General features: G+C 66.2%; 16 protein-coding genes. 9 read left to right on the forward strand and 7 right to left on the reverse strand.

What is annotated here, in order from left to right; translation table 11 throughout:
- Positions 1-34: 34 nt before the first annotated feature.
- On the forward strand, positions 35-1,270 hold the full coding sequence (locus AC1DKV_RS27135) for a CaiB/BaiF CoA transferase family protein (RefSeq protein WP_477138387.1): 1,236 nt from the start codon (positions 35-37) through the stop codon (positions 1,268-1,270).
- An 865-nt stretch (positions 1,271-2,135) separates the two neighbouring features.
- On the opposite strand, the gene AC1DKV_RS27140 is transcribed toward AC1DKV_RS27135, so the two are convergent.
- The gene (locus AC1DKV_RS27140) at positions 2,136-2,501 is read right to left on the reverse strand and encodes a DUF1484 family protein (protein WP_441650070.1); all 366 of its coding nucleotides are present in this window, start codon (positions 2,499-2,501) and stop codon (positions 2,136-2,138) included.
- A gap of 396 nt (positions 2,502-2,897) precedes the next feature.
- A complete protein-coding gene (locus AC1DKV_RS27145) occupies positions 2,898-4,073 on the reverse strand; it encodes an AraC family transcriptional regulator (RefSeq protein ID WP_441650071.1) in 1,176 nt (391 codons plus the stop codon).
- A gap of 324 nt (positions 4,074-4,397) precedes the next feature.
- On the opposite strand from AC1DKV_RS27145, the gene AC1DKV_RS27150 reads away from it, so the two are divergent.
- From AC1DKV_RS27150 to AC1DKV_RS27185, 8 genes are all read left to right on the forward strand, one after another.
- Complete coding sequence (locus AC1DKV_RS27150; protein ID WP_477138372.1) at positions 4,398-5,390, forward strand: tripartite tricarboxylate transporter substrate binding protein; 993 nt, start codon at positions 4,398-4,400, stop codon at positions 5,388-5,390.
- Positions 5,391-5,435: 45 nt separating this feature from the next.
- Positions 5,436-7,193 carry a long-chain fatty acid--CoA ligase gene (locus AC1DKV_RS27155; protein ID WP_477138373.1) on the forward strand — a complete coding sequence of 586 codons (1,758 nt, stop codon included), beginning with the start codon at positions 5,436-5,438 and terminating at the stop codon, positions 7,191-7,193.
- A 79-nt stretch (positions 7,194-7,272) separates the two neighbouring features.
- Positions 7,273-8,265 carry a tripartite tricarboxylate transporter substrate binding protein gene (locus tag AC1DKV_RS27160; protein WP_477138374.1) on the forward strand — a complete coding sequence of 331 codons (993 nt, stop codon included), beginning with the start codon at positions 7,273-7,275 and terminating at the stop codon, positions 8,263-8,265.
- Positions 8,266-8,348: 83 nt separating this feature from the next.
- Positions 8,349-9,128, forward strand: a complete 780-nt coding sequence (locus tag AC1DKV_RS27165; protein WP_441622247.1) for an enoyl-CoA hydratase/isomerase family protein — start codon at positions 8,349-8,351, stop codon at positions 9,126-9,128.
- Between the two features lie 99 nt (positions 9,129-9,227).
- On the forward strand, positions 9,228-10,388 hold the full coding sequence (locus AC1DKV_RS27170; protein WP_441622279.1) for an acyl-CoA dehydrogenase family protein: 1,161 nt from the start codon (positions 9,228-9,230) through the stop codon (positions 10,386-10,388).
- A gap of 515 nt (positions 10,389-10,903) precedes the next feature.
- Complete coding sequence (locus AC1DKV_RS27175) at positions 10,904-12,826, forward strand: PrkA family serine protein kinase (protein ID WP_477138375.1); 1,923 nt, start codon at positions 10,904-10,906, stop codon at positions 12,824-12,826.
- 37 nt (positions 12,827-12,863) lie between these two features.
- On the forward strand, positions 12,864-14,141 hold the full coding sequence (locus tag AC1DKV_RS27180) for a YeaH/YhbH family protein (RefSeq protein WP_441622251.1): 1,278 nt from the start codon (positions 12,864-12,866) through the stop codon (positions 14,139-14,141).
- A 110-nt stretch (positions 14,142-14,251) separates the two neighbouring features.
- Positions 14,252-15,778: a SpoVR family protein gene (locus AC1DKV_RS27185; RefSeq protein ID WP_477138376.1), complete on the forward strand. Its 1,527-nt coding sequence runs from the start codon at positions 14,252-14,254 to the stop codon at positions 15,776-15,778.
- 105 nt (positions 15,779-15,883) lie between these two features.
- Here the strand turns inward: AC1DKV_RS27185 and AC1DKV_RS27190 are convergent, their stop codons facing one another.
- The 5 genes from AC1DKV_RS27190 to AC1DKV_RS27210 all read right to left on the reverse strand — a co-directional run bounded on the left by AC1DKV_RS27190 (position 15,884) and on the right by AC1DKV_RS27210 (position 20,870).
- Entirely contained in the window at positions 15,884-16,783 is a 900-nt protein-coding gene (locus tag AC1DKV_RS27190) for a MipA/OmpV family protein (protein ID WP_477138377.1), read from the reverse strand.
- Positions 16,784-17,106: 323 nt separating this feature from the next.
- Positions 17,107-18,114, reverse strand: coding sequence for an acyl-CoA dehydrogenase family protein (locus AC1DKV_RS27195; protein ID WP_477138378.1), 1,008 nt, complete (start codon positions 18,112-18,114; stop codon positions 17,107-17,109).
- Between the two features lie 14 nt (positions 18,115-18,128).
- On the reverse strand, positions 18,129-19,289 hold the full coding sequence (locus AC1DKV_RS27200) for an acyl-CoA dehydrogenase family protein (RefSeq protein WP_477138379.1): 1,161 nt from the start codon (positions 19,287-19,289) through the stop codon (positions 18,129-18,131).
- Between the two features lie 44 nt (positions 19,290-19,333).
- A complete protein-coding gene (locus AC1DKV_RS27205) occupies positions 19,334-20,329 on the reverse strand; it encodes a tripartite tricarboxylate transporter substrate binding protein (RefSeq protein ID WP_477138388.1) in 996 nt (331 codons plus the stop codon).
- Positions 20,330-20,408: 79 nt separating this feature from the next.
- Complete coding sequence (locus tag AC1DKV_RS27210) at positions 20,409-20,870, reverse strand: MaoC family dehydratase (RefSeq protein ID WP_441622261.1); 462 nt, start codon at positions 20,868-20,870, stop codon at positions 20,409-20,411.
- Between the last annotated feature and the right edge of the window lie 61 nt (positions 20,871-20,931).

A 20,931-nucleotide genomic window follows, 5' to 3' on the forward strand; every position in this document is an offset into this window, starting at 1 on the left:
CACGACCCCGATGAAGGACGCGATGAACGACGCAATGAAAGGCGCAATGAAAAGCGCGCTCGACGGCGTGCGCGTGCTGGACCTGTCCCGCATCCTGGCCGGGCCGTGGTGCGCGCAGAACCTGGCCGACCTCGGTGCCGAGGTGATCAAGGTGGAGCGCCCCGGTGTGGGCGACGACACCCGCTCCTGGGGCCCGCCCTGGCTGCCCGATGGCGACGGCAAGCCCTCGCGCGACGCTACCTATTACGCCGGCGCGAACCGCGGCAAGCGCTCGGTCACGCTCGATATCGCCAGCCCAGAAGGGCAGGMCATCGTGCGCGAACTGGCCGCCAAGTCGCATATCGTGCTCGAGAACTACAAGGTCGGCGACCTCAAGCGCTACGGCCTGGACTACGAGAGCCTCAAGGCGATCAACCCGGCGCTGGTCTACTGCTCCATCACCGGCTATGGCCAGGAAGGCCCGAGCGCGCACAAGCCCGGCTACGACTTCATCTTCCAGGGCATCGGCGGCCTGATGAGCATCACCGGCGAGCGCGACGACCTGCCCGGCGGCGGTCCGCAGAAGGTCGGTGTGGCGGTGGTGGACATGTTCACCGGCATGTACGCCACCGTGGCGGTTCTGGCCGCACTGCGCCACGCCGAGCGTACCGGCGAAGGCCAGCGCATCGACATGGCGCTGCTCGACGCCGTGGTGGCGGTGGGCGCCACGCCCATCATCTCCCAGCGCGTCACCGGCAAGGTGCCGGGCCGCTTCGGCAATGCGCACGCCAACATGGTGCCGTACCACGTGTTCGCCACMGCCGACGGCTACATGATCGTGGCAGCCGGCAATGACGGCCAGTGGCAGGGATACTGCCGCGGCGTGGCGCGCCCGGACCTGGCACAGGACGAACGCTTCGTCACGGGGCCGGGGCGCATCGTCAACCGCGCCGTGCTGGTGCCCCTGCTCGAAGCGCATATGCGCACGCGCGGCACCGCGCACTGGGTGGAAGCGCTGGAGCGCGAAGGCATTCCGTGCGGCCCCATCAACGACTACGCCCAGGTGCTGGAAGACCCGCAGGTCAGGTACCGCGAACTGCAGGTCGACATGGTGCGCAGCGATGGCGGCGTATGTCCCACGGTGAAAAGCCCGCTGCGGCTGTCGGCCACGCCGGTGCGCTACGACGCGGCTGCGCCGCGGCTGGGCGAGCATACGGATAGTGTGCTTGGCGATATTTTGGGGATGTCGGCGGAGCGGATCGAGGGGTTGCGGGGGAAGGGGGTGATATGAGGGGGAAATGGCTTTGAGGTTTTAACTTAAAAGTCAAAGGCCTTTTTAAAGTCAACTTCAACTTTAAAGTCAACTTCGACTTCAAATTCGACGTCAAAATCAAGGGGCAGAAACATTGGGGTTGCTGGTTGTCKGTGGTTTCGTCGTGGGGACCGTGGTTCTGCTGGCATCCTGCCGTTACCGGTGCGGGCGGCCACGATCTTGCTAGCGGTGTTGGTTTCGGGGTCAGACCTATGATGGCGAGCACACTGCCTGTCCGGCCATCTGCCGTTACCGGCTTAAGCGACCACGACATAGCACCCTCTTGGTTTCGTGGTGGGCGTGGTGGACCGGGGCGCGGGTGTCGGCGGGTACTCCCGCGCGGGAGCCACCGCGCCCACCACGAAACCAGTGCCGTTCCCATGTCGTGCCCATCCGCCCCGGTCGCGGCAGCAGCTTGAATCACCTGGACCAACGCCATCATGCAGCGCCACCACGAATCCAGCGTCGCTTGCTGKATAGTGGCCGCCAAAACCGGTAACGGCAGGATGCCAGCAGAACCGCAGGCCCCACGACGAAACCACCATAACAGGAAACCCCAACGTTTCTGCCCCTGCCGGCCAGGCAGCCCGCTTTCTTTGCCTACTTTCTTTTCGGGGAAAAGAAAGTAGGTCGCTCCGGGGGAGCGAAAGCCGTTGACGTTGACTTTGATTTAGATGTTGACTTTGATTTAGATGTTGACTTTGATTTAGATGTTGACTTTGATTTAGATGTTGATTTTGATTTTTTCTTAATAAAGATCGTCGATCCCTCTCCCGCAAGCAGGGGAGGGATCGACGAGAGCGCCGGCGTGAGCGATCACGTAAACMTCACTCCGCCTCAATTTCTAGATCATCCCCTGTACTCGGCTCACGGCACCGTCCAGTTGCTGCTTAAGCGGTGCTAGCAGGCAATGGATGCCATGAGCCTCCAAGGAGGAAGCGTTGTCGCCATCCAATAATTGCAGCACTGCGCCCAGGGCGGCGCTGACGCGCAACAAGGTATCGCAGCCATCTGCCGCCGCGCCGTGAATACTGTCTCGGAGTTCGTCCAGTTGGTAAGCGAGCTCCTGCACTCGGAGCTTGTCCGGTGTGTCGGCGGGAAAGGTGAGTTCGATCAGTTCGGCGATCAAGGGTGATTGGCGGGAAATAGCCAAGGCCGGTGTCGCGGGATTAACGGTGGATTGCTCTGAGCGAGCGGCGGTGTTCGGCATTTCAGGCTCCTTTCATTCCATCGAAAGGCCCGCCGCTCATTTCCACGTGAGGGTGGCGGGCCCGCAGCGAGGGTGGAAATACCGGGGAATGAAAGCAACCGGCCAGCCCGAAGGCTGCCTCGCCCGGCCCGCCTCGGGATTGTAGGCGCGCGCGAACGCATCGGACACAAAAAAGCCACAAATGCGGCTGTCCGTCTTTCATTTCTTCGGGTTTCCACGCCCGGTCACCATTGTGTGATGACGGGTGAATTCTGGCGCAGCCAGCGCGAGGAAGTCAATCAATGTCCCGAGTCGCGTAACTTGAATGCGGCAATCGACCGGTGTCGATGCCAGCGCGGCACGGCAATGCCCCAGCCTGGCCAGGCACAGCTAACACTCCCCGAGCAACGCCAACCCCTACGCCGCGCACCCCATCATCTGCCGCTGCCKATACTCCCCGGGCGCCACGCCCGTCCACTTCTTGAACGCCCGGTGGAACGTGCTCGGCTCCGAAAACCCCACCCGTAGCGCCACCTGCTGCAGTGGCAGGTCGGTGTGCTCCAGGAAGCCGATGGCCGCATCGCGCCGCAGGCTGTCCTTGATGCTCTGGTAGCCCCGGCCCTCGTCGCGCAGCCGGCGGCGCAGGGTTTGCGGGGTCAGCCGCAGGGTTTCGGCCATTTGTTCCAGCGAAGGCAGTTCGCCGTCGAGATGGCAGCGCAGGTGCCGGCGGATGCGCTCGGCCAGGCAGGAGTCGTCGCGGTAGCGGGTCAGCAGGTTGCGCGGCGTGTCCTGCAGGAAGGCCTGCAAGCTGGCGGCGTCCTGCACCACCGGCAGGCGCAGCCAGCCGGCGTCGAAATGCAGCGCGGTATGTGGCTGGCCATAGCGGACCTGTGTGTTGAACACGCGTTCCGTGTCGGTGCGCTTTGCGGGCCTGCCGCCGCGCTCCGGGGCGGGGGCGGCCAGGTCCACGCCGGTCAGCGGGATGCGCTGGGCCACCAGCCAGTTGGCCACGCCATAGGCCTGGAAGGCGAAGGTCGATTCGGCATACAGGCGGCACGCCGTGGCGGGCGCGCGCGGCACCAGCAGCAGGGTGGCGATGCCGGCGTGCTGCTGCAGGCGCGGTACGAAATCATCCAGGTGCAGCCGGTATTGCTGCAGGCCGACGCGCAGCGCGTCTTCGAGCGTGGCGCAATGGATGAGCGCGCGGCATGACTGGGCGAACACGCCCGGCTTGAGCGGCCGGTTCAGCAGGCCCCAGAATTCGTCGCGGGTGACGCGGCGCATGCTGCGCATCAGCGCGGCGAACTGGTCCTCGGTCACGCGCGCGCTGGCCGACTGCAGCAGGGCGGGGGAGATCCCGGCGCGACGCAGCAGGGCGTCGATATCGCAGCCGAGGCGGCGCGCGCCCAGCAGGATCTGCTGGAGCTGCAGCACGGAAATGGTATGGGTGTGGCGCGCGGCGGGCCGCGCGCCGGCATGCCGGGTGGGCTGCGCGATCGGCGCGGGCTTCCCGGCGGCGTCGAGCCGTGGGCGTGCCGCGAACGAAACGGGTAGCGGCGCGGGTGTGCCCGCGCCGGATGCGACGATATGCATGGTCTCCTCGTCCTCGTTGCCGTCGGTTTCGGCATGCGCGCGCTTTGTTGCGCCGCGGCATGGCCGCTGAAGCGGACCCGTCTGGCGATGCCGGATCTCTGCCGGCTATGGCGCCAGTAAGCCTGACGCCACGGGCGCCGACAATCCGGATTTACCAAAGGCAGGCTTTTGCCTGAGCGATTCGGCCAATCATTTTGGGCCGAATGGTCATTGTCCACGCAGCGCAGCATCGCGCAATCTGAGCATCGGCCGCGCGCCATCCTCCGGCGCCCTTCCCGCCGTCCCCCGCGGACGCATTTCCGTGCACGTCATTCAGGAGCAGCGATGCAGCAAACACGCCGCAAGGCATTGCAGCAGATCGGCGCCGGCGCCCTCGCCGCCGGCGGTCTCGGGCTGGGCCTGGCGCCGGCGCGCGCCCAGGCTTTCCCGTCCAAGCCGGTCCGCCTGGTGGTGCCTTACCCGGCTGGCGGCGCCACCGACGTGCTGGCGCGTGCCGTCGGCGAGTCGCTCGGCAAGCTGTGGCAGAAGCCCATTGTGGTGGAGAACCGCCCGGGCGCCAGCGGCATGATCGGCGCGGATGCCGTGGCCAAGGCCKACCCGGATGGCCATACCGCGCTGCTGACCATCACCACGCTGGTCCAGGCGCCCAGCCTCTACACCAAGGCGCCGTTCGACCCGGTGCGCGATTTCGCCCCGGTGTCGCAGCTCGGCACCACCAGCCTGGTGTTCGCTGTGCACAACTCGGTGCAGGCCACCACGCTGGCCGAGTTCATCGCGCTGGTGAAGTCCAGGCCGCGGCAGTTCAACTACGGCTCCTTCGGCACCGGCTCGAGCGGCCATCTCTACGGCGAGGTCTTCAACGAAGCAGCCGGGCTGGACATGACCCATGTCTCATACAAGGGCGAGGCGCCCGAGCTGAACGACCTGCTCGGCGGCCAGGTGCCGGCGGCCATCATCTCGGTGATGGGCGCGCGCCCGCATATGGCCTCGGGCCGCCTGCGCGCGCTGGCGGTGACCGGCCCGGCGCGCGCGCCACAACTGCCCGACGTGCCCACCTTCCGCGAATGCGGCATCGCGGGCATGGATTCGATGGGCTGGTTCGGGCTGCTGCTGCCCGCGGCCGCCCCGCGCCCGGTGGTGGAGAAGTTCTCCGCCGACGTCAACCGCGTGCTGGCGTTGCCCGCCGTGCGCGGGCGCATGAACGACATGGGCGTGGTGCTTTCGGGCAGCACGCCGGACGCCTTCGCCGACACCATGCGCAGCGACTATGCCCGCTGGGGCAAGGTGATCCGCACCCGCAATATCCGCCTTGACTAGCGCCGTGCCGGCGGCGGCCGGCGCCTTACCCTTACCCGTCTTCCGATGACCCCAGCCGATTCCGTTCCCACGCACGCTTCCTCCGCTCCCGCCTACCGCTCTGCCTTCTGGCCGCCCGGCATGCCCGGCCAGGTACGGGTGCCGCGCACCAGCCTGGCCTACAACGTGGAGGTTGCCGCGCGGCGCTATCCGGACAAKACCGCGATCCAGTATTTCGGCAACGCCATCACCTACGCCAGCCTGCAGGCGCAGATCGAGCGCATGGCGGGCTACCTGCAGCACGCCTGCGGMGTGGCCGCGGGCGAGCGCGTGGTGCTGTTCAGCCAGAACTGCCCGCAGTTCATCGTGGCCTACTACGCCATCCTGCGCGCCGGGGCGGTGGTGGTGCCGGCCAATCCGATGTGGCTGACCGCGGAGCTCGAGCATGTGGTGGAAGACAGTGGGGCGGTGGCGGCGTTCGTCGCGGCCGAGCTGTATCCGCGCATCGCACCGTTGCATGGCGCCCGCCTGCCGCATCTGATCGTGCACCAGTACGGCGACCTGCTCGGCGACGCCGGCCCGCTGGTGCCCGCATGGCTTCACGAGCGCGCGCCGCTGCCGGCATCCGCGCCCGCCGGCGCCACGCTCGCGCAATGGATGCAGGCCGACGCCGCGGGCCATCGCCCGCGCGCKGACGAGGCCGGCTACGACACCCTGTGCATGCTGGCCTATACCTCCGGCACCACCGGCCACCCGAAGGGCTGCATGCATACGCACGGCACGCTGATGAGCGCGGCCGTGGGCTCGCAGCTGTGGCGCAGCGCCAGTCCCGACAGCGTGACCCTGTCGGTGGCGCCGATGTTCCACCTGCTTGGCATGCAGAACGGCATCCATGCCCCGCTCTACCTGGGCGCCACCATCGTCCTGCTGCCGCGCTGGGACCGCGCGCTGGCAGCAGAGCTGATCGAGCGCTACCAGGTCACCACCTGGGGCGCGCCGCCGGCCATGCTGGTGGACTTCTTCGCGCAGCCCGACATCGCGCAGCGTGATCTTTCCAGCCTTGCCTACCTGGGCGGCGGCGGCGCGGCCATGCCCGACGCGGTGGCGACCATGCTGCAGGAGCGCTTCGGACTGCCCTATGTCGAGGCCTATGGCCTGACCGAGAGCGCGGCCTTCCTGCTGTCCAACCCGCGCCACCGGCCCAAGCGCGAATGCCTGGGCATCGCCACCTTCGGCGTGGACGCGCGCGTGATCGACCCGCATACGCTGGCCGAGCTGCCGCAGGGCGAAGTGGGCGAGATCATCACGCACGGCGCGCAGATCATGCTGGGCTACTGGCGCAACCCGCAGGCCAACGCCGAATCGTTCATCGAGATCGGGGGCAAGCGCTTCCTGCGTACCGGCGACCTGGGCTTCATGGACGCGGACGGCTATTTCTTCATGCGCGACCGGCTCAAGCGCATGATCAACGCCTCCGGCTTCAAGGTCTGGCCGGCCGAAGTGGAGAACCTGCTCTACGGCCATCCGGCCATCCACGAGGCCTGCGTGATCGCCGCGCGCGACGAGCGCCGCGGCGAGACGGTCAAGGCGGTAGTCGCGCTCAAGGCCGCCGCGCGCGGCACGCCCGAGGCCAGCGCCGAACAGATCATGGCGTGGTGCCGCGAGCGGCTCGCCGCCTACAAGGTGCCGCGCATCGTCAGCTTCGTCGATGCGCTGCCCAAGTCCGCCACCGGCAAGATCCAGTGGCGGGCGCTGCAGGAGCAGGAACAAGCGCAAGGCGGCACGGCCGCCGCCGCGGGCGTGGGCGCCTCCGGCCCGGACTGAGGCGGAACAAGGCAGGCACGGCAAGTACGGCAAGCATGGCAAAGACAAGAGATCACCGAAACGAATGGGGGAGACAACGATGAAGGCAACTCGGCGAACCTGGCTGGGCCAGGCGGCGGCACTCGGTGGCGGTGCGCTGCTGGGCGGATGGCAACTGCCGGTGCTGGCGCAGGGCAACTACCCGGCCAGGCCCCTCCGCATGGTGGTGCCGTATCCGGCCGGCGGCGGCACCGACACMGTGGCGCGCATGATCGGCCAGCGCCTGACCGAAGCCTGGGGCCAGCCCGTGGTGGTGGACAACAAGCCCGGCGCCAGCGGCATGCTGGGCAACGATATCGTCGCCAAGGCGGCTCCGGATGGCTACACGGTGCTGCTCGGCATCACCGCCATGATCCAGTCTCCGAGCCTGTACAAGCGCATTCCGTACGACGTGGCGCGCGATTTCCAGCCCGTCTCGCTGCTGGCGCGGTCGTCCGACCTGTTCGTGGTGCCCAACCGGGTRCCGGCCAGCACCCTGGCGGAGTTCGTGGCCCTGGCCAAGGCCAGCCCCGGCAAGCTCAGCTACGGTTCCTACGGCAACGGCACTTCCTCGCACCTGCACGGCKAACTGCTCAAGATGCAGGCCGGGCTGGACCTGGCGCATATCCCGTACAAGGGCGCCGCGCCACTGATGAGCGACGTGCTGGGCGGGCAGGTGGATTCGGCTTTCGTCGATGTGACGTCCGCGAACAGCTATTTAAATAGCGGCAAATTCAAGATCCTGGCCATCACCGGCGCGCAGCGCTACAAATCCATCCCCGCGGTGCCCACTTTTGCMGAGGCAGGCTTTGCCGGCTTCGAGCCGAGCGGCTGGTTCTCCGTGTTCCTGCCGGCCAAGACGCCGCGCGACGTGGTGAACAAGATGTCGGCCGAGATCGGGCGCATCGTGCGCCTGCCCGAGATCTCGCAGAAGCTGGCGGCGATGGGCCTGCAGCCGGTGGGATCGTCGGCCGAGGAGCTGGCTTCGGTGATCGCCACCKATACGCCCAAGTGGGCGCGCATTGTCCAGGACGCGCACATCCAGCTCKACTGAGCGGCCGCGCCAAGTCTGCGGGCGCCGTCGTCGGGCGCCTTATCCGATACATCATCGCTTGTCTGATACTGAAGGAATCCGCCATKGAGACCATCCGCTACGCCGTCGCTGACGGCATTGCCACCCTGACCCTGGACTACCCGAAGCGCAAGAACGCGCTTAACGGCACCATGCGCCGCGAAATCGGCGACGTGGTCCACCAGCTCCGCCAGGACAGCAGCGTGCGCGCCCTGATCCTCACCGGCGCGGGCACGGACTTCTGCTCGGGCGGCGACATCAGTTCGATGCAGGGCGACATCAGTGCCGACCAGGGCCGCCAGCGCCTGGCGGCGATCCATCCCTGGCTGGAAGACCTGATCCACCTCGACCGCCCGGTCATCGCCGCGGTGGACGGCGCGGCCTACGGCGCCGGCTTCAGCCTGGCCCTGGTGGCCGACATCATCCTGGCCACGCCGCGCGCGCGCTTCGGGCTGCCGTTCCTGCGGCTGGGCCTGATCCCGGATTGCGGCGTGTTCTACACGCTGCCGCGCATGATCGGCCTGCAGCGTGCCAAGGCGCTGATGTTCTCGATGCGCGAACTCAGTGCGCAGGCGGCACTGGAGCAGGGCATCGTGATGGAGATCGTGCCCGAGGATGCACTACAGGCGCGCGCGCTGGCGCTGGCCTCGGCTTTCACCGAGGCATCGCCGGTGGCGGTGGCGCTGACCAAGAAGGCGCTCAACGCCTCGCTCAACCAGGACCTGCACAGCATGCTGGAGATGGAGGCGGACGGCCAGGGCATTGCGTTCGCCACCGACTACCGCAAGGAGGCCGCCACGCGATTCCTGGAGAAACAGCCCCCGCGTTATCGCTGGCCGGACTGACCGCCCGCAGAAGGTATGGCGACGCATTACTGCGCGCCGAAGAACCAATCCCCCTCGGAGACGAAGACCAATATGAAAGCCACGGACAAGAATACGGCGATGGCGGCACGCAAGGTGCCCTGGATGAACGAAGAGCTGACGATGTTTCAGGACACCGTGCGGCGTTTCGTCGAGCGCGAGCTGGTGCCGAACGAAGCGCGCTGGGCCGAGCGCGGCTATATCGACCGCGAGGTCTGGAACCGGGCCGGGGAAGTCGGCCTGCTGTGCGCCAGCATTCCCGAGGAGTACGGCGGCGGCGGCGGGAACTTTGCTCACGAGGCCGTAATCTGTAACGAAATGGCCCGTGCCATTGCCACCAGCCTTGGCAATGGCGTGCACAGCGGCATCGTGGCCCATTACTTGCTCAACTACGGCACCGAGGCGCAGAAGCGCAAATGGCTGCCGCAGATGGCTTCTGGCGCCATGGTGGCCGCCATCGCCATGTCGGAGCCCGGCGCGGGGTCCGACCTCAAGTCAGTACGCACCCGCGCGGTGCGTGAAAAGAACCAGAACGGAGACATCTATCGCATCAACGGTGCAAAGACCTTTATTACGAACGGCTACCACGCCGACCTGATCTGCGTAGTGGCCAAGACCGATGCCGAAGCCGGCTCGCGCGGGGTCTCGCTCATCATGGTCGAGACCCGTGACCTGGCAGGCTTCAGGCGCGGCCGCATCCTGGAAAAAATCGGACAGAAAGGGCAGGACACCGCGGAGCTGTTCTTCGACGATGTCTGCGTGCCGGTGGAAAACCTGCTTGGTGCAGAGGAGGGACAGGGCTTCTATCAGTTGATGCAGCAGTTGCCGCAGGAACGCATGATCATCGCGCTCGGCGCGGTGGCGAGCATGCAGCGCGCCATCGAGCTGACGACGGAGTATGTGCGCGAGCGCCAGGTGTTCGGAAAACCGCTGATCGATATGCAGAACACGCGCTTCAAGCTGGCGGAGTGCAAGACCGAGGCAACCATTGCCGCGACCTTCGTCGACGATTGCATGATGCGCCTGCTCGCGGGCGAACTCGATGCGCCCACCGCGGCCATGGCCAAGTGGTGGTGCTCGCAGAAGAACTGCGAAATCATCGACGAATGCCTGCAGCTGCATGGCGGCTACGGCTACATGCTGGAGTACCCGATCGCGCGAATGTACGCCAACGCACGCGTGAGCAAGATCTACGGCGGCTCCAACGAGATCATGAAGGAGCTGGTGGCGCGCACGCTGTGACGCGCGCATGTGGCCGCCGATGTGGCGGCTTGTGTGGCCACCTGTGTGGCCACATGCGCAGTGCGGCGCGCGCATGCGCGCGGAGGTTGCGCAAGGCCCTCATGCCGACGTCGTAGGACGTTGGCTGTAGGCCTGCCCGCAATGCCCCGTGTGGCGCGGCTTGCAGGTTCTGGAGCGTGCCTCTGGTTACAAAACCAACTGTGCATGGAGAGCGGGAAAGGTGTAATGTGTGTCACAAGACATGGTCCAAATGCCCGTCGCGAGTGGGGCCTGGAGCAGCGGTACGGTGAGTCGAAACCTCTGTTGCGCGCTTGCAAAACCAGTTGCAGACGCAGTTGCAAAGTTCGTCAACCGGCTCTCAGCCTTCGCCGTTATTTGACTATGATGAAGTAAAGGCCTCGCAACATGGCCAGCACCGCCAAGCCGGGGTGGCGGAGCCGCAAATCGCTGGCGCGGGATCTTTGGATGTAGCGGTTGTGCCTTCGCCTCGGACGGGAATCTGACGGGAGTGAGGTATGGACATTTTCGGCCACTTCGCCACACGCTTCGAAGCTCGCAAGGAAGAGGAATACAGCATCCAGGAGTATCTGGATATCTGCAAGAAGGATCCTTCCGCCTACGCGACCGCGGCCGAGCGCATGCTCGCCGCCATCGGCCAGCCCGAACTGGTGGATACCCACCACGACCCGCGGCTGTCCCGCCTGTTCTTCAACAAGGTCATTAGGATCTATCCGGCCTTCCGCGAGTTCTACGGCATGGAGGACACGATCGAGCAGATCGTCGCCTTCTTCAAGCATGCCGCGCAAGGCCTCGAGGAACGCAAGCAGATCCTCTACCTGCTCGGCCCTCCCGGCGGGGGCAAGTCCTCGCTGGCGGAGAAACTCAAGGCCTTGATGGAGCAGATTCCCATCTACGCCTTGCAGGGCTCGCCCATCCATGAATCTCCGCTCGGGCTGTTCTCGCCCGAGGAAGACGGCAAGATCCTGGAAGAGGACTACGGCATTCCCGTACGCTATATCAACACCATCGCCTCGCCCTGGGCGGTCAAGCGCCTGCACGAGTTCAACGGCGACATCACGCGCTTCCKCGTGGTCAAGCTGCGGCCCTCCGTGCTTTCGCAGATCGCCATCTCCAAGACGGAGCCGGGCGACGAGAACAACCAGGACATCTCCTCGCTGGTCGGCAAGGTCGATATCCGCAAGCTCGAGGATTTCCCGCAGGATKATCCGGACGCTTACTCGTATTCCGGCGGGCTGTGCCTGGCCAACCGCGGGCTGCTCGAGTTCGTGGAAATGTTCAAGGCGCCCATCAAGGTCCTGCACCCGCTGCTGACCGCGACGCAGGAAGGCAACTACAAGGGTACCGAGGGCTTCGGCGCGATCCCGTTCGACGGCGTCATCCTGGCGCACTCGAACGAAGCCGAGTGGCAGACCTTCAAGGCCGACAAGAACAACGAGGCTTTCCTCGACCGTATCTACATCGTAAAGGTGCCGTATTGCCTGCGCGTGTCGGACGAGGTGAAGATCTACGACAAGCTGCTGCGCAGCAGTTCGCTGTCGGCCGCGCCGTGCGCGCCCAACACCCTGAAGATGATGGGGCAGTTCGCCGTGCTCACGCGCATCAAGGAGCCGGAGAATTCGAACATCTTCTCCAAGATGCGGGTGTATGACGGCGAAAGCCTGAAGGACGTCGACCCGAAGGCAAAGTCGTACCAGGAGTACCGCGACTACGCCGGCATCGACGAAGGCATGAACGGCCTGTCCACGCGCTTCGCGTTCAAGGTCCTGTCCAAGGTCTTCAACTTCGACAACACCGAGGTGGCCGCCAATCCGGTGCACCTGCTCTACGTGCTCGAACAGCAGATCGAGCGCGAGCAGTTCCCGCCGGAACAGGAAGCCAAGCTGCTGTCGTACATCAAGGAGTACCTGACCACGCCGTTMGTGGAGTTCATCGGCAAGGAGATCCAGACCGCCTACCTCGAGTCGTATTCMGAGTATGGACAGAACATCTTTGATCGCTACGTGGTGTTCGCCGACCTCTGGATACAGGACCAGGAATATCGCGACCCGAATACCGGAGAGATTCTCGACCGCAACGCACTGAACGACGAACTCGAGAAAGTGGAGAAGCCCGCGGGGATATCCAATCCCAAGGACTTCCGCAACGAGATCGTCAACTTCGTGCTGCGCGCGCGGGCCAACAACGCGGGGAAGAATCCTGCGTGGACCAGCTACGAGAAGCTGCGCATGGTGATMGAGAAGCGCATGTTCTCCACCACCGAAGACTTGCTGCCCGTGATCTCGTTCAACGCCAAGTCCTCCCGCGAGGACCAGGACAAGCACGCGAACTTCGTCAACCGCATGGTTGAGAAGGGCTACACGGCGAAGCAGGTCCGCCTACTTGTGGAGTGGTATTTGCGCGTCAGAAAATCATCGTAACGGCGCCTGGACGAGGCCTCTCCAAGAGGGCATGCATATGGCCACGGTCATCGATCGGCGCGAGAACGGCGGCAACAAGAGTGCCGTCAACCAGCAACGCTTCATCAAACGCTACCGCGAACAGATACGCCAGGCGGTAGCGAAGGCGGTGTCCGGCCGGAAGATCATGGACATCGAGCAGAGCGGCCAGGTGTCCATTCCGGTCAAGGACATCTCCGAACCCGCCTTCCACCACGGCCAGGGCGGCCGGCGGGAGTGGATCCACCCGGGCAACAAGAAGTTCATCCGGGGGGACAGCTTCGACCGCCAGCAGCAAGGCGGCGGCGGGGGCGGCTCGAAGGCCAGCGACTCGGGCGAGGGCGAGGACGATTTCGTCTTCACCCTGTCGCGCGAGGATTTCCTCAATTTCTTCTTCGAGGACATGGCGCTGCCGGACATGGCCAAGCGCCACCTTGCCAAGATCGCCGAGGTCCGCAAGGTGCGCGCCGGCTTTTCCATCGACGGCACGCCTTCCAACCTTTCCATCCTGCGCACCATGCGCAGCTCGCTCGGGCGCCGCATCGCGCTGTCCAGCCCTTACCAGAAAAAGCTCGACGTGCTCGAGCGGGAGTACGGCGAGGTACTGGAACAGGACGGGCCGTACTCGGCGCGCGCGCTCGAGATGATGAAGGAGATGCGTCACCTGCGCGCCTGCGTGGAGCGCGTGCCCTTCATCGAGAAGCTCGACCTGCGCTACAACAACCGCGTGCTGAAGAAGCGGCCGCAGGCGCAGGCGGTCATGTTCTGCCTGATGGACGTGTCCGGCTCGATGGACGAGAGCCGCAAGGATCTCGCCAAGCGCTTCTTCATGCTCTTGTACCTTTTCCTCAAGCGCAACTACGAGCGCATCGACGTGGTGTTCATCCGCCATCACACGGTGGCCAAGGAAGTCAACGAGGAGGACTTCTTCCATTCGCGCGAATCCGGTGGTACGGTTGTATCCAGCGCGCTCAAGCTGATGGTCGAGGTGATCCACGACCGCTATCCGGCCAGCCAGTGGAATATCTACGTGGCGCAGGCATCCGACGGCGACAACTGGGCGGGCGATTCGGAGTTGTGCGGGCGCCTGCTGCGCGAGTCCATCCTGCCACTGGTGCAGTACTACGCCTATGTGGAGGTGGCTTCGGAGGAACCGCAGAATCTCTGGGAAGAGTATCTGATGGTCAGGGACCGGTACGAGAACTTCGCCATGCAGCGCATCATCGGGGCGGAGGAGATCTATCCCGTGCTGCACGACCTGTTCCAGAAGAAGGCGGCCTGGCCTGCGAGCCGCTGACGCGGAGCATGCCGGCGGCGAACGTGCCCGTCTCCCGCCCTGCGGGCAGCGGCACTGGTTCCAGTTGAGCAAGACGCGGGCGCACCCTTCACCCGCAACGGGGGTCGTAAATGGCATATCTGTCTACCGGCTCGGAGTGGACCTTCGAGCTGATCAACCGCTATGACCGCGAAATMGCCCGCATCGCAGGCGACTTCGGCCTGGATACTTATCCCAACCAGGTAGAAATCATCACCGYCGAACAGATGCTCGATGCCTACGCATCGTCCGGCCTGCCGGTTGGCTACAGCCACTGGTCCTACGGCAAGCATTTCCTCGCATCGGAGCGCAGCTACCAGCGCGGCCACATGGGGCTGGCGTACGAGATCGTCATCAACTCGAATCCGTGCATCGCCTACCTGATGGAAGAGAACACCATGCCCATGCAGGCGCTGACCATCGCGCACGCCTGCTATGGCCACAACTCTTTCTTCAAGGGCAACTACCTGTTCCGCACCTGGACCAATGCGGACGCCATCATCGATTACCTGCTGTTSGCCAAGAACTACGTGGCCGAGTGCGAGCAGCGCTATGGCGAGCAGGAGGTGGAGCTGCTGCTGGATTCCTGCCACGCCCTGCAGAACTACGGCGTGGACCGCTACAAGCGGCCCAAGAAGCTCTCCATCACCGAAGAGCAGGCGCGCCAGAACGAGCGCGAAAGCTACCTGCAGACGCAGGTCAACGATCTGTGGCGCACGCTGCCGAAGCACCGCGCGCACGCGCTCGAAGACGACGACGCCTTTGAGCGGGAACCGTCCTTTCCGCCAGAGCCGCAGGAGAACCTGCTGTACTTCATCGAGAAGAATGCGCCGAAGCTCGCACCCTGGCAGCGCGAGATCGTGCGCATCGTGCGCAAGATCGCGCAGTACTTCTACCCGCAGCGCCAGACCAAGGTCATGAACGAAGGCTGGGCCACGTTCTGGCACTACACCATCCTGCACCAGCTCTACGAGGAGGGCCTGGTCAACGACGCCTTCATGATKGAGTTGCTGCAGGCGCATACCAACGTGATCTACCAGCCGCCGTACAACAGCCCGTACTACAGCGGCCTGAATCCGTACACGGTCGGTTTCCTGATATTCCAGGACCTGCGCCGCATGTGCGAGAACCCGACCGAGGAAGATTACCGCTGGGCGCCGGAGTTCGCCGGCAGCGACTGGCGCAAGACGCTCGACTTCGCCATGCGCAACTTCAAGGACGAGAGCTTCCTGCTGCAGTTCCTGTCGCCACGCGTGATCCGCGAGCTCAAGCTGTTCTCGGTGCTCGACGACGACCGCGAAGGCAAGCTGCGCGTGACCGCCATCCATAACGACGAGGGCTATCGCAATATCCGGCAGCTGCTGGCMAACCAGTACGACCTGTCGAACATGGAGCCGAACATCCAGATTACCAATGTGGATGTCGGCGGCGACCGCTCGCTGACGCTGCGGCACCTGCAGAACGACCGCCGTCCGCTGGCGCAGAACTTCGACGAGGTGATCCGCCACGTGACGCGGCTGTGGGGCTTCACGGTGCGGCTGGAGGTGGCCTACGAAGACGGCCGGCGCGAATCCAAGTACGAGTGCAAGCCCGAACGCAGGCACCGCAAGGCGGCCTGAGCATCGCACGGGCGGGCCGGGCCCGCCCGGCCCCGCCAGCGCGACCTGCGCCGCGTGGCAATGCCGGCGAAAGCCGGCGCGGGCGCCCGGAACGCCCCGGAGTGCTCAGAACTGATAGTTGAACGACATATCTCCCGAGAAGCTGGTGGCGCGCTGCACGACCGGACTGCTGGCGGCGCTGCCCACCAGCTGCGACACGCTGACGTCGCTCGTGATGAACCAGTGCTTGTGGAAGAACCACATCGCGCTCAGGCCGGCGCCATAGGACTTGATGCCCGCGCCGGCTTGATGCTGGGCATAGCCGGAGCGCGCCGACTGCTCTGCGCTGACGCCGAACCAGGTGTTCATGTAGCGCGAGTCCGCGAAGCTCATGGTAGGCCCGATGAACCAATAGAACTTCTCGGAGCTGCCCGGCAGCGGCAGATAGGCGCCGACGTCGCCGGTCCAGCCGTCGGCCCCGCCCATGGCGCGCCGGATATTGGCGCGGATCACCAGCKGGAATTCCTTCGAAACCACGTAGTCGACGAACACCTTGGCCTCGGGCGCAAAGTTGATGTTGCCCATGCCGCGCAGGTGATCGTGATCGTCAGCCTCGCGCCGGCCGATGTTGTAGGAGATGGCCAGGCCGGCACGCCAGTTTGGCGTGCTGACGAGGTTGACACCGATGCCCTCGCCGGTGGATGCGAAGAACAGGTCGCGATAGCGCACGTCCAGGGAGGGACCGCCCAGCACGTAGTAGTTCGAGGCGCCGTCATAGCGCGGGCGATAGATGGCGGCCGCGCCGATGCGCACCGCCCATGTCGGCGTTTCCGGCTCGAACATCTTTTCCAGCGGGATGCCGACCGAATACTGCCATTCCGGCGCCGGCGAAGGCGTCTGGGCGCGCGCTTGCGGCGCCAGCAGGAAAGCCATCGCGGCCACGATCGGGCTAAGCAGCGCAATGGCGGCAGACCGCCAGCGGCGGCAATACGCGGCGCCGGCAAGGCTTGCTTGGATTGTCGACACATCAGCCTCCGTATCCCGGTTGCGGGCAGACACCGAATCTCGGGTGGATCGGAACAACGTCGCCGGAGCGGGCACCGCAAGGATGCCGGCGACTTATCCTTTCATCGGCCGGCGCACTGCGTTACTTCCTCGAATCTCACTGTAGTGTAGGAGGTACTCTGATTCTGCGGTCTTGGCCATGCGGGCGATGGGAAAGGACACACGCAGGCCCGGCTTTCCCGGACTGGCGCCGGGCCGGCGCCGCCGGGCAGGATGCGCCTGGKCGCGGCCTCCGGCGGGCATTTTCGCGCACCTTGGCCGCGCGGGCCCATGGCGGTTGCGAGCTAGGCTGCGTCCGTGCTCCAGCGCCGCGCGAGCGCGACCACGCCATCGCCGGGGGCGGCGCACACCGCCTCTCCGACCACCCGGCCCCAGTAGGTTTCCGTGCCGTCCGCCAGCCGCCAGGCATGCAGGCGGCGGGTGTAGAGCTGCAGGTCGTATTCCTCGGTGATGCCGATCGCGCCGTGCACGGCATGGGCGATGGCGGCCACCGGCGTGACGGCTTCGCTGGCGTTGAGCTTGCCGATGGCGGCGCGCAGCGGGTCCGGTCGCCACGCATTGTCCTGTCCGCCGCCCGCGCAGGCCAGTTGCGCGGCCATGCGCGCGGCGCCGACATGCTCGGCCATGACGCTGATCTGATGCTGGATSGCCTGGAACTTGCCGATGGCGCGGCCGAACTGCTGGCGGTCGTTGGCGTATCGCAGCGTGATGTCGAACACATGGGACATCGCGCCGGCCATCTGCGCGGCGTGCACGCAGGCGCCGATCTCGCGCAGGGCGCCGGCCGGCAGCATGAAGGCGTCCGGCCCTTGCGGCGCGGGTCGCGGCAGGATCACGGTCAGGTCGGCATGGGCGCCGGTGGCGCGCACTTGCGCCTGCGCGCGCGGCAGCAGTACGCAGCGCGCGCCTTMCTGCACCAGGAACCACGCCGCCGGCGCGCCGCCGGCGACCAGCGTGGTCTGCGCCTCATCGCCGTCGAAGCTCGCCAGCGMAATCGGGCCGGCGGGCACCGCGCGCCCCGCGGCGTGCAGCAGCGCGCGTGCGAACAGGGTCTGGCCCAGCGGCAGCGGCAGCGCGTGGCGTCCCAGCGCGAACAGCACCGGCGCCAGTTCCGCCAGCGGCAGGCCGGCGCTGCCGGCCTCCTCGGGCAGCAGGCAATCGGCGAAGCCACTTTCCTGCAGCGCCTGCCAGAGCGGCTGCGGATCGCCGCCGCGTTCCACGGCGCGCACCACGGCGGGGGTACAACAGTCGCGCAGCAGGGCTTCGAGCGCGTCGGAATAAGCGTTATGCATGTGGGAACTCCGTATCAGCGCAGGCCAAGGCCCCGGGCGATCATGCCGCGCAGGATMTCGCGCGTGCCGCCGCGCAGCGAATAGGACGGTGCCACCTGGCTGACGTAGGCCAGGGTGCGGTACAGCTCGGCGTCGGCGGCCAGGTGCGGGTCGTCGCCGAGGGCGGCTTCCGCCAGCGCGGGGATGGACTGCTCGAATCCGGTGCCGAGGTCCTTGACCAGCGCGGCTTCCACCACCGGGCTTTCGCCCGCCGCCAGCCGCGCGGTGACCGCCAGCGACATGGTGCGCAGCACGGCCAGCCGCGCGGCCAGCCGGCCGATGGTGACGGTGTCGCGCCGGGCGGCCGGCGCGCGCCGCAGCGCGGCGATCCAGGTATCGAGCAGCACCACGCTGGAGTACAGGCGCTCGGGTCCGCTACGCTCGAAGGCCAGCTCGGCATTGACCTGCTCCCAGCCGCTGCCTTCCTTGCCGACCAGCGCGCCGGCCGGCAACAGCACGTCGTCGAAGCTGACCTCCGAGAAATGCGCGTCGCCTGCCAGGTCGTGGATGGGCCGCACCGTCACGCCCGGGGCGGACAGGTCCACGATGACCTGCGACAGGCCGCGCTGGCGGTCTTCCGCGCTGCCCGAGGTGCGCACCAGCGCCAGCATGTAATGGCAGCGGTCGGCATTGGTCGTCCAGATCTTGCGTCCGTTCAGGCGCCACGTGCCATCCTCCTGCGGCAGCGCGCGCGTAGCCACGCTGGCCAGGTCCGAGCCGGCATTGGGCTCGCTCATGCCGATGCAGAAGAAGGCCTCGCCGCGGCAGATGCGGGGCAGGTAGAAACGCTTCTGCGCATCGCTGCCGTAGCGCAGGATCAGCGGCCCGCTCTGGCGGTCGGCAATCCAGTGTGCAGAGACCGGCGCGCCGCAGGCCAGCAGCTCCTCCACCAGCACGAAGCGCGAGAACGGGTCGAGCCCGGCGCCGCCGTATTGCGCGGGCAGCGTGATGCCCACCCAGCCTCGCCGCGCCAGCGCACGGCTGAAATCGGCGTTGAAGCCCATCCACGAGCGCGCCCGCGTCTCGGGTGGCAGCGGGGGCAGGTGCTCAGTCAGGAACGCCTTCACCTCTTGCCGGAAGGCGGCGGCGGCCGCGGGCAGGGCGGTAAGCTGGAACGTGTCGATCAGGGAAGTCAAAGCGAATCTCCGGGGATGYGGCTGGCGGCTGGCCAGGCGGCGGGTCAGTCCAGCGTCACGCCGKAATCCTTCACCACCTTCTGCCAGCGGTCGATCTCCTGGGCCAGGTAGCGGCCGTAGGCGTCCGGGCTGCTGCCGCGCGGCTCGGCGCCCTGCGCCGCCAGGCTGGCGCGCACATCGGGCGCGGCCAGGGCCTGCTGCGTGGCGGCGTTGAGCTTGCGCACCACCTCGGCCGGGGTCCTGGCCGGCACCAGCATGCCCTGCCACGCGCCCACTTCGAAGCCCGGCATCACGGTCTCGGCCACGGTCGGCACGTCGGGCAACTGCGAGCTGCGCGACATGCTGGTCACCGCCAGCGCCTTCATGCGCTTGTCGCGGATGAACGGCAGCGAGGAGTTGATGGTGTCGGTCATGAACTGCACCTGGCCGCCGGCCAGGTCGGTCAGCGCCGGCGCGCTGCCCTTGTACGGCGCGTGCACMGCCGACAGCCCGTTGGCCTGCAGGAACAGGAAGGCGGCGAGGTGGGTCACGTTGCCGTTGCCGGCCGAGCCATAGGTCAGCTTGCCCGGGTTGGCTTTCAGGTAGTGGATGAACTCGCCGAGGTTGGCGGCCGGTACCTGCGCGTTGACTTCGAGCACCAGTGGCACCATCGCCGTCATCGCCACCGGGGCGAAGTCGCGCTTCACGTCGTAGGACAGCTTCTTGTACAGCGCCGGGCTCAGCGCGATCGACGAGGTGTTGTAGAGCACCGTGTAGCCGTCCGCCGGCGACTTGGCGACCAGCTCGGCGGCGATATTGCCGTTGGCGCCCGGCCGGTTGTCCACCAGCACCTGCTGGCCCAGTTCGTCCGACATCTTCMTGGCGATGACGCGCGACACCAGGTCGGTCGGCCCGCCCGGCGGGAACGGCACCACCAGCCTGACCGGGTGCGCGGGGTAGTCCGTTGCCGCGCAGGCCGGCCCGGCGGCCAGGCCAAGCGCCAGGAGGACCGGCAGGAGCGGCGGCAGGCCGCGCGCGGGACGTGCCGGCTTGCCGCCGATGCCGGTGCCGGTGCCGGTGCCGGTGCAATTGCTCGTTTCTTTGTCTTGTTTTTTCACTCTGTCTCCTCCGGTTTGGCCGCTATCGCCCCGCCAGCAGGCGCCTGGCGGTGTACTTCATGACCAGCTCGTTGCGCTGGTTGAATACCTCGATGGCCGAGTCCACCACCGCGCGCCCGCTGCGCGAGGTGGGGCGGATGTCGCCCACCGTKACCGTGGCCCAGATCGTGTCGCCCACCACCACAGGCGCCAGGATCTTCTGGGTCAGCTCGAGCATGGCCAGTCCGGTGCCCTGGATCATGGTCTGCAGGATGAAGCCCTCGATCAGCGCATAGGTGAGCGCGGCCGGCACCGGCCGTCCCTGGATGGCGCTGCCCTCGTAGCCCTTTTCGATGAAGATGGCTTCCAGCATGCCGGTGACCGAGATGAAGTTGACCAGGTCGGTCTCGGTCACGGTGCGGCGGAAGGTCTCGAAGGTCTGGCCTTCCTTGATGTCCTGCCAGTAAAAGCCCTGGCCGAGGCGGGGGTAGTGGGTATGCGGCACGGCGTCTCCTGGTGATGGCCGGCCCGTGTGGCCGGCATCCTTTATGTTAKGAGTGGATGGA

Source organism: Cupriavidus sp. 05T41, assembly GCF_056396525.1.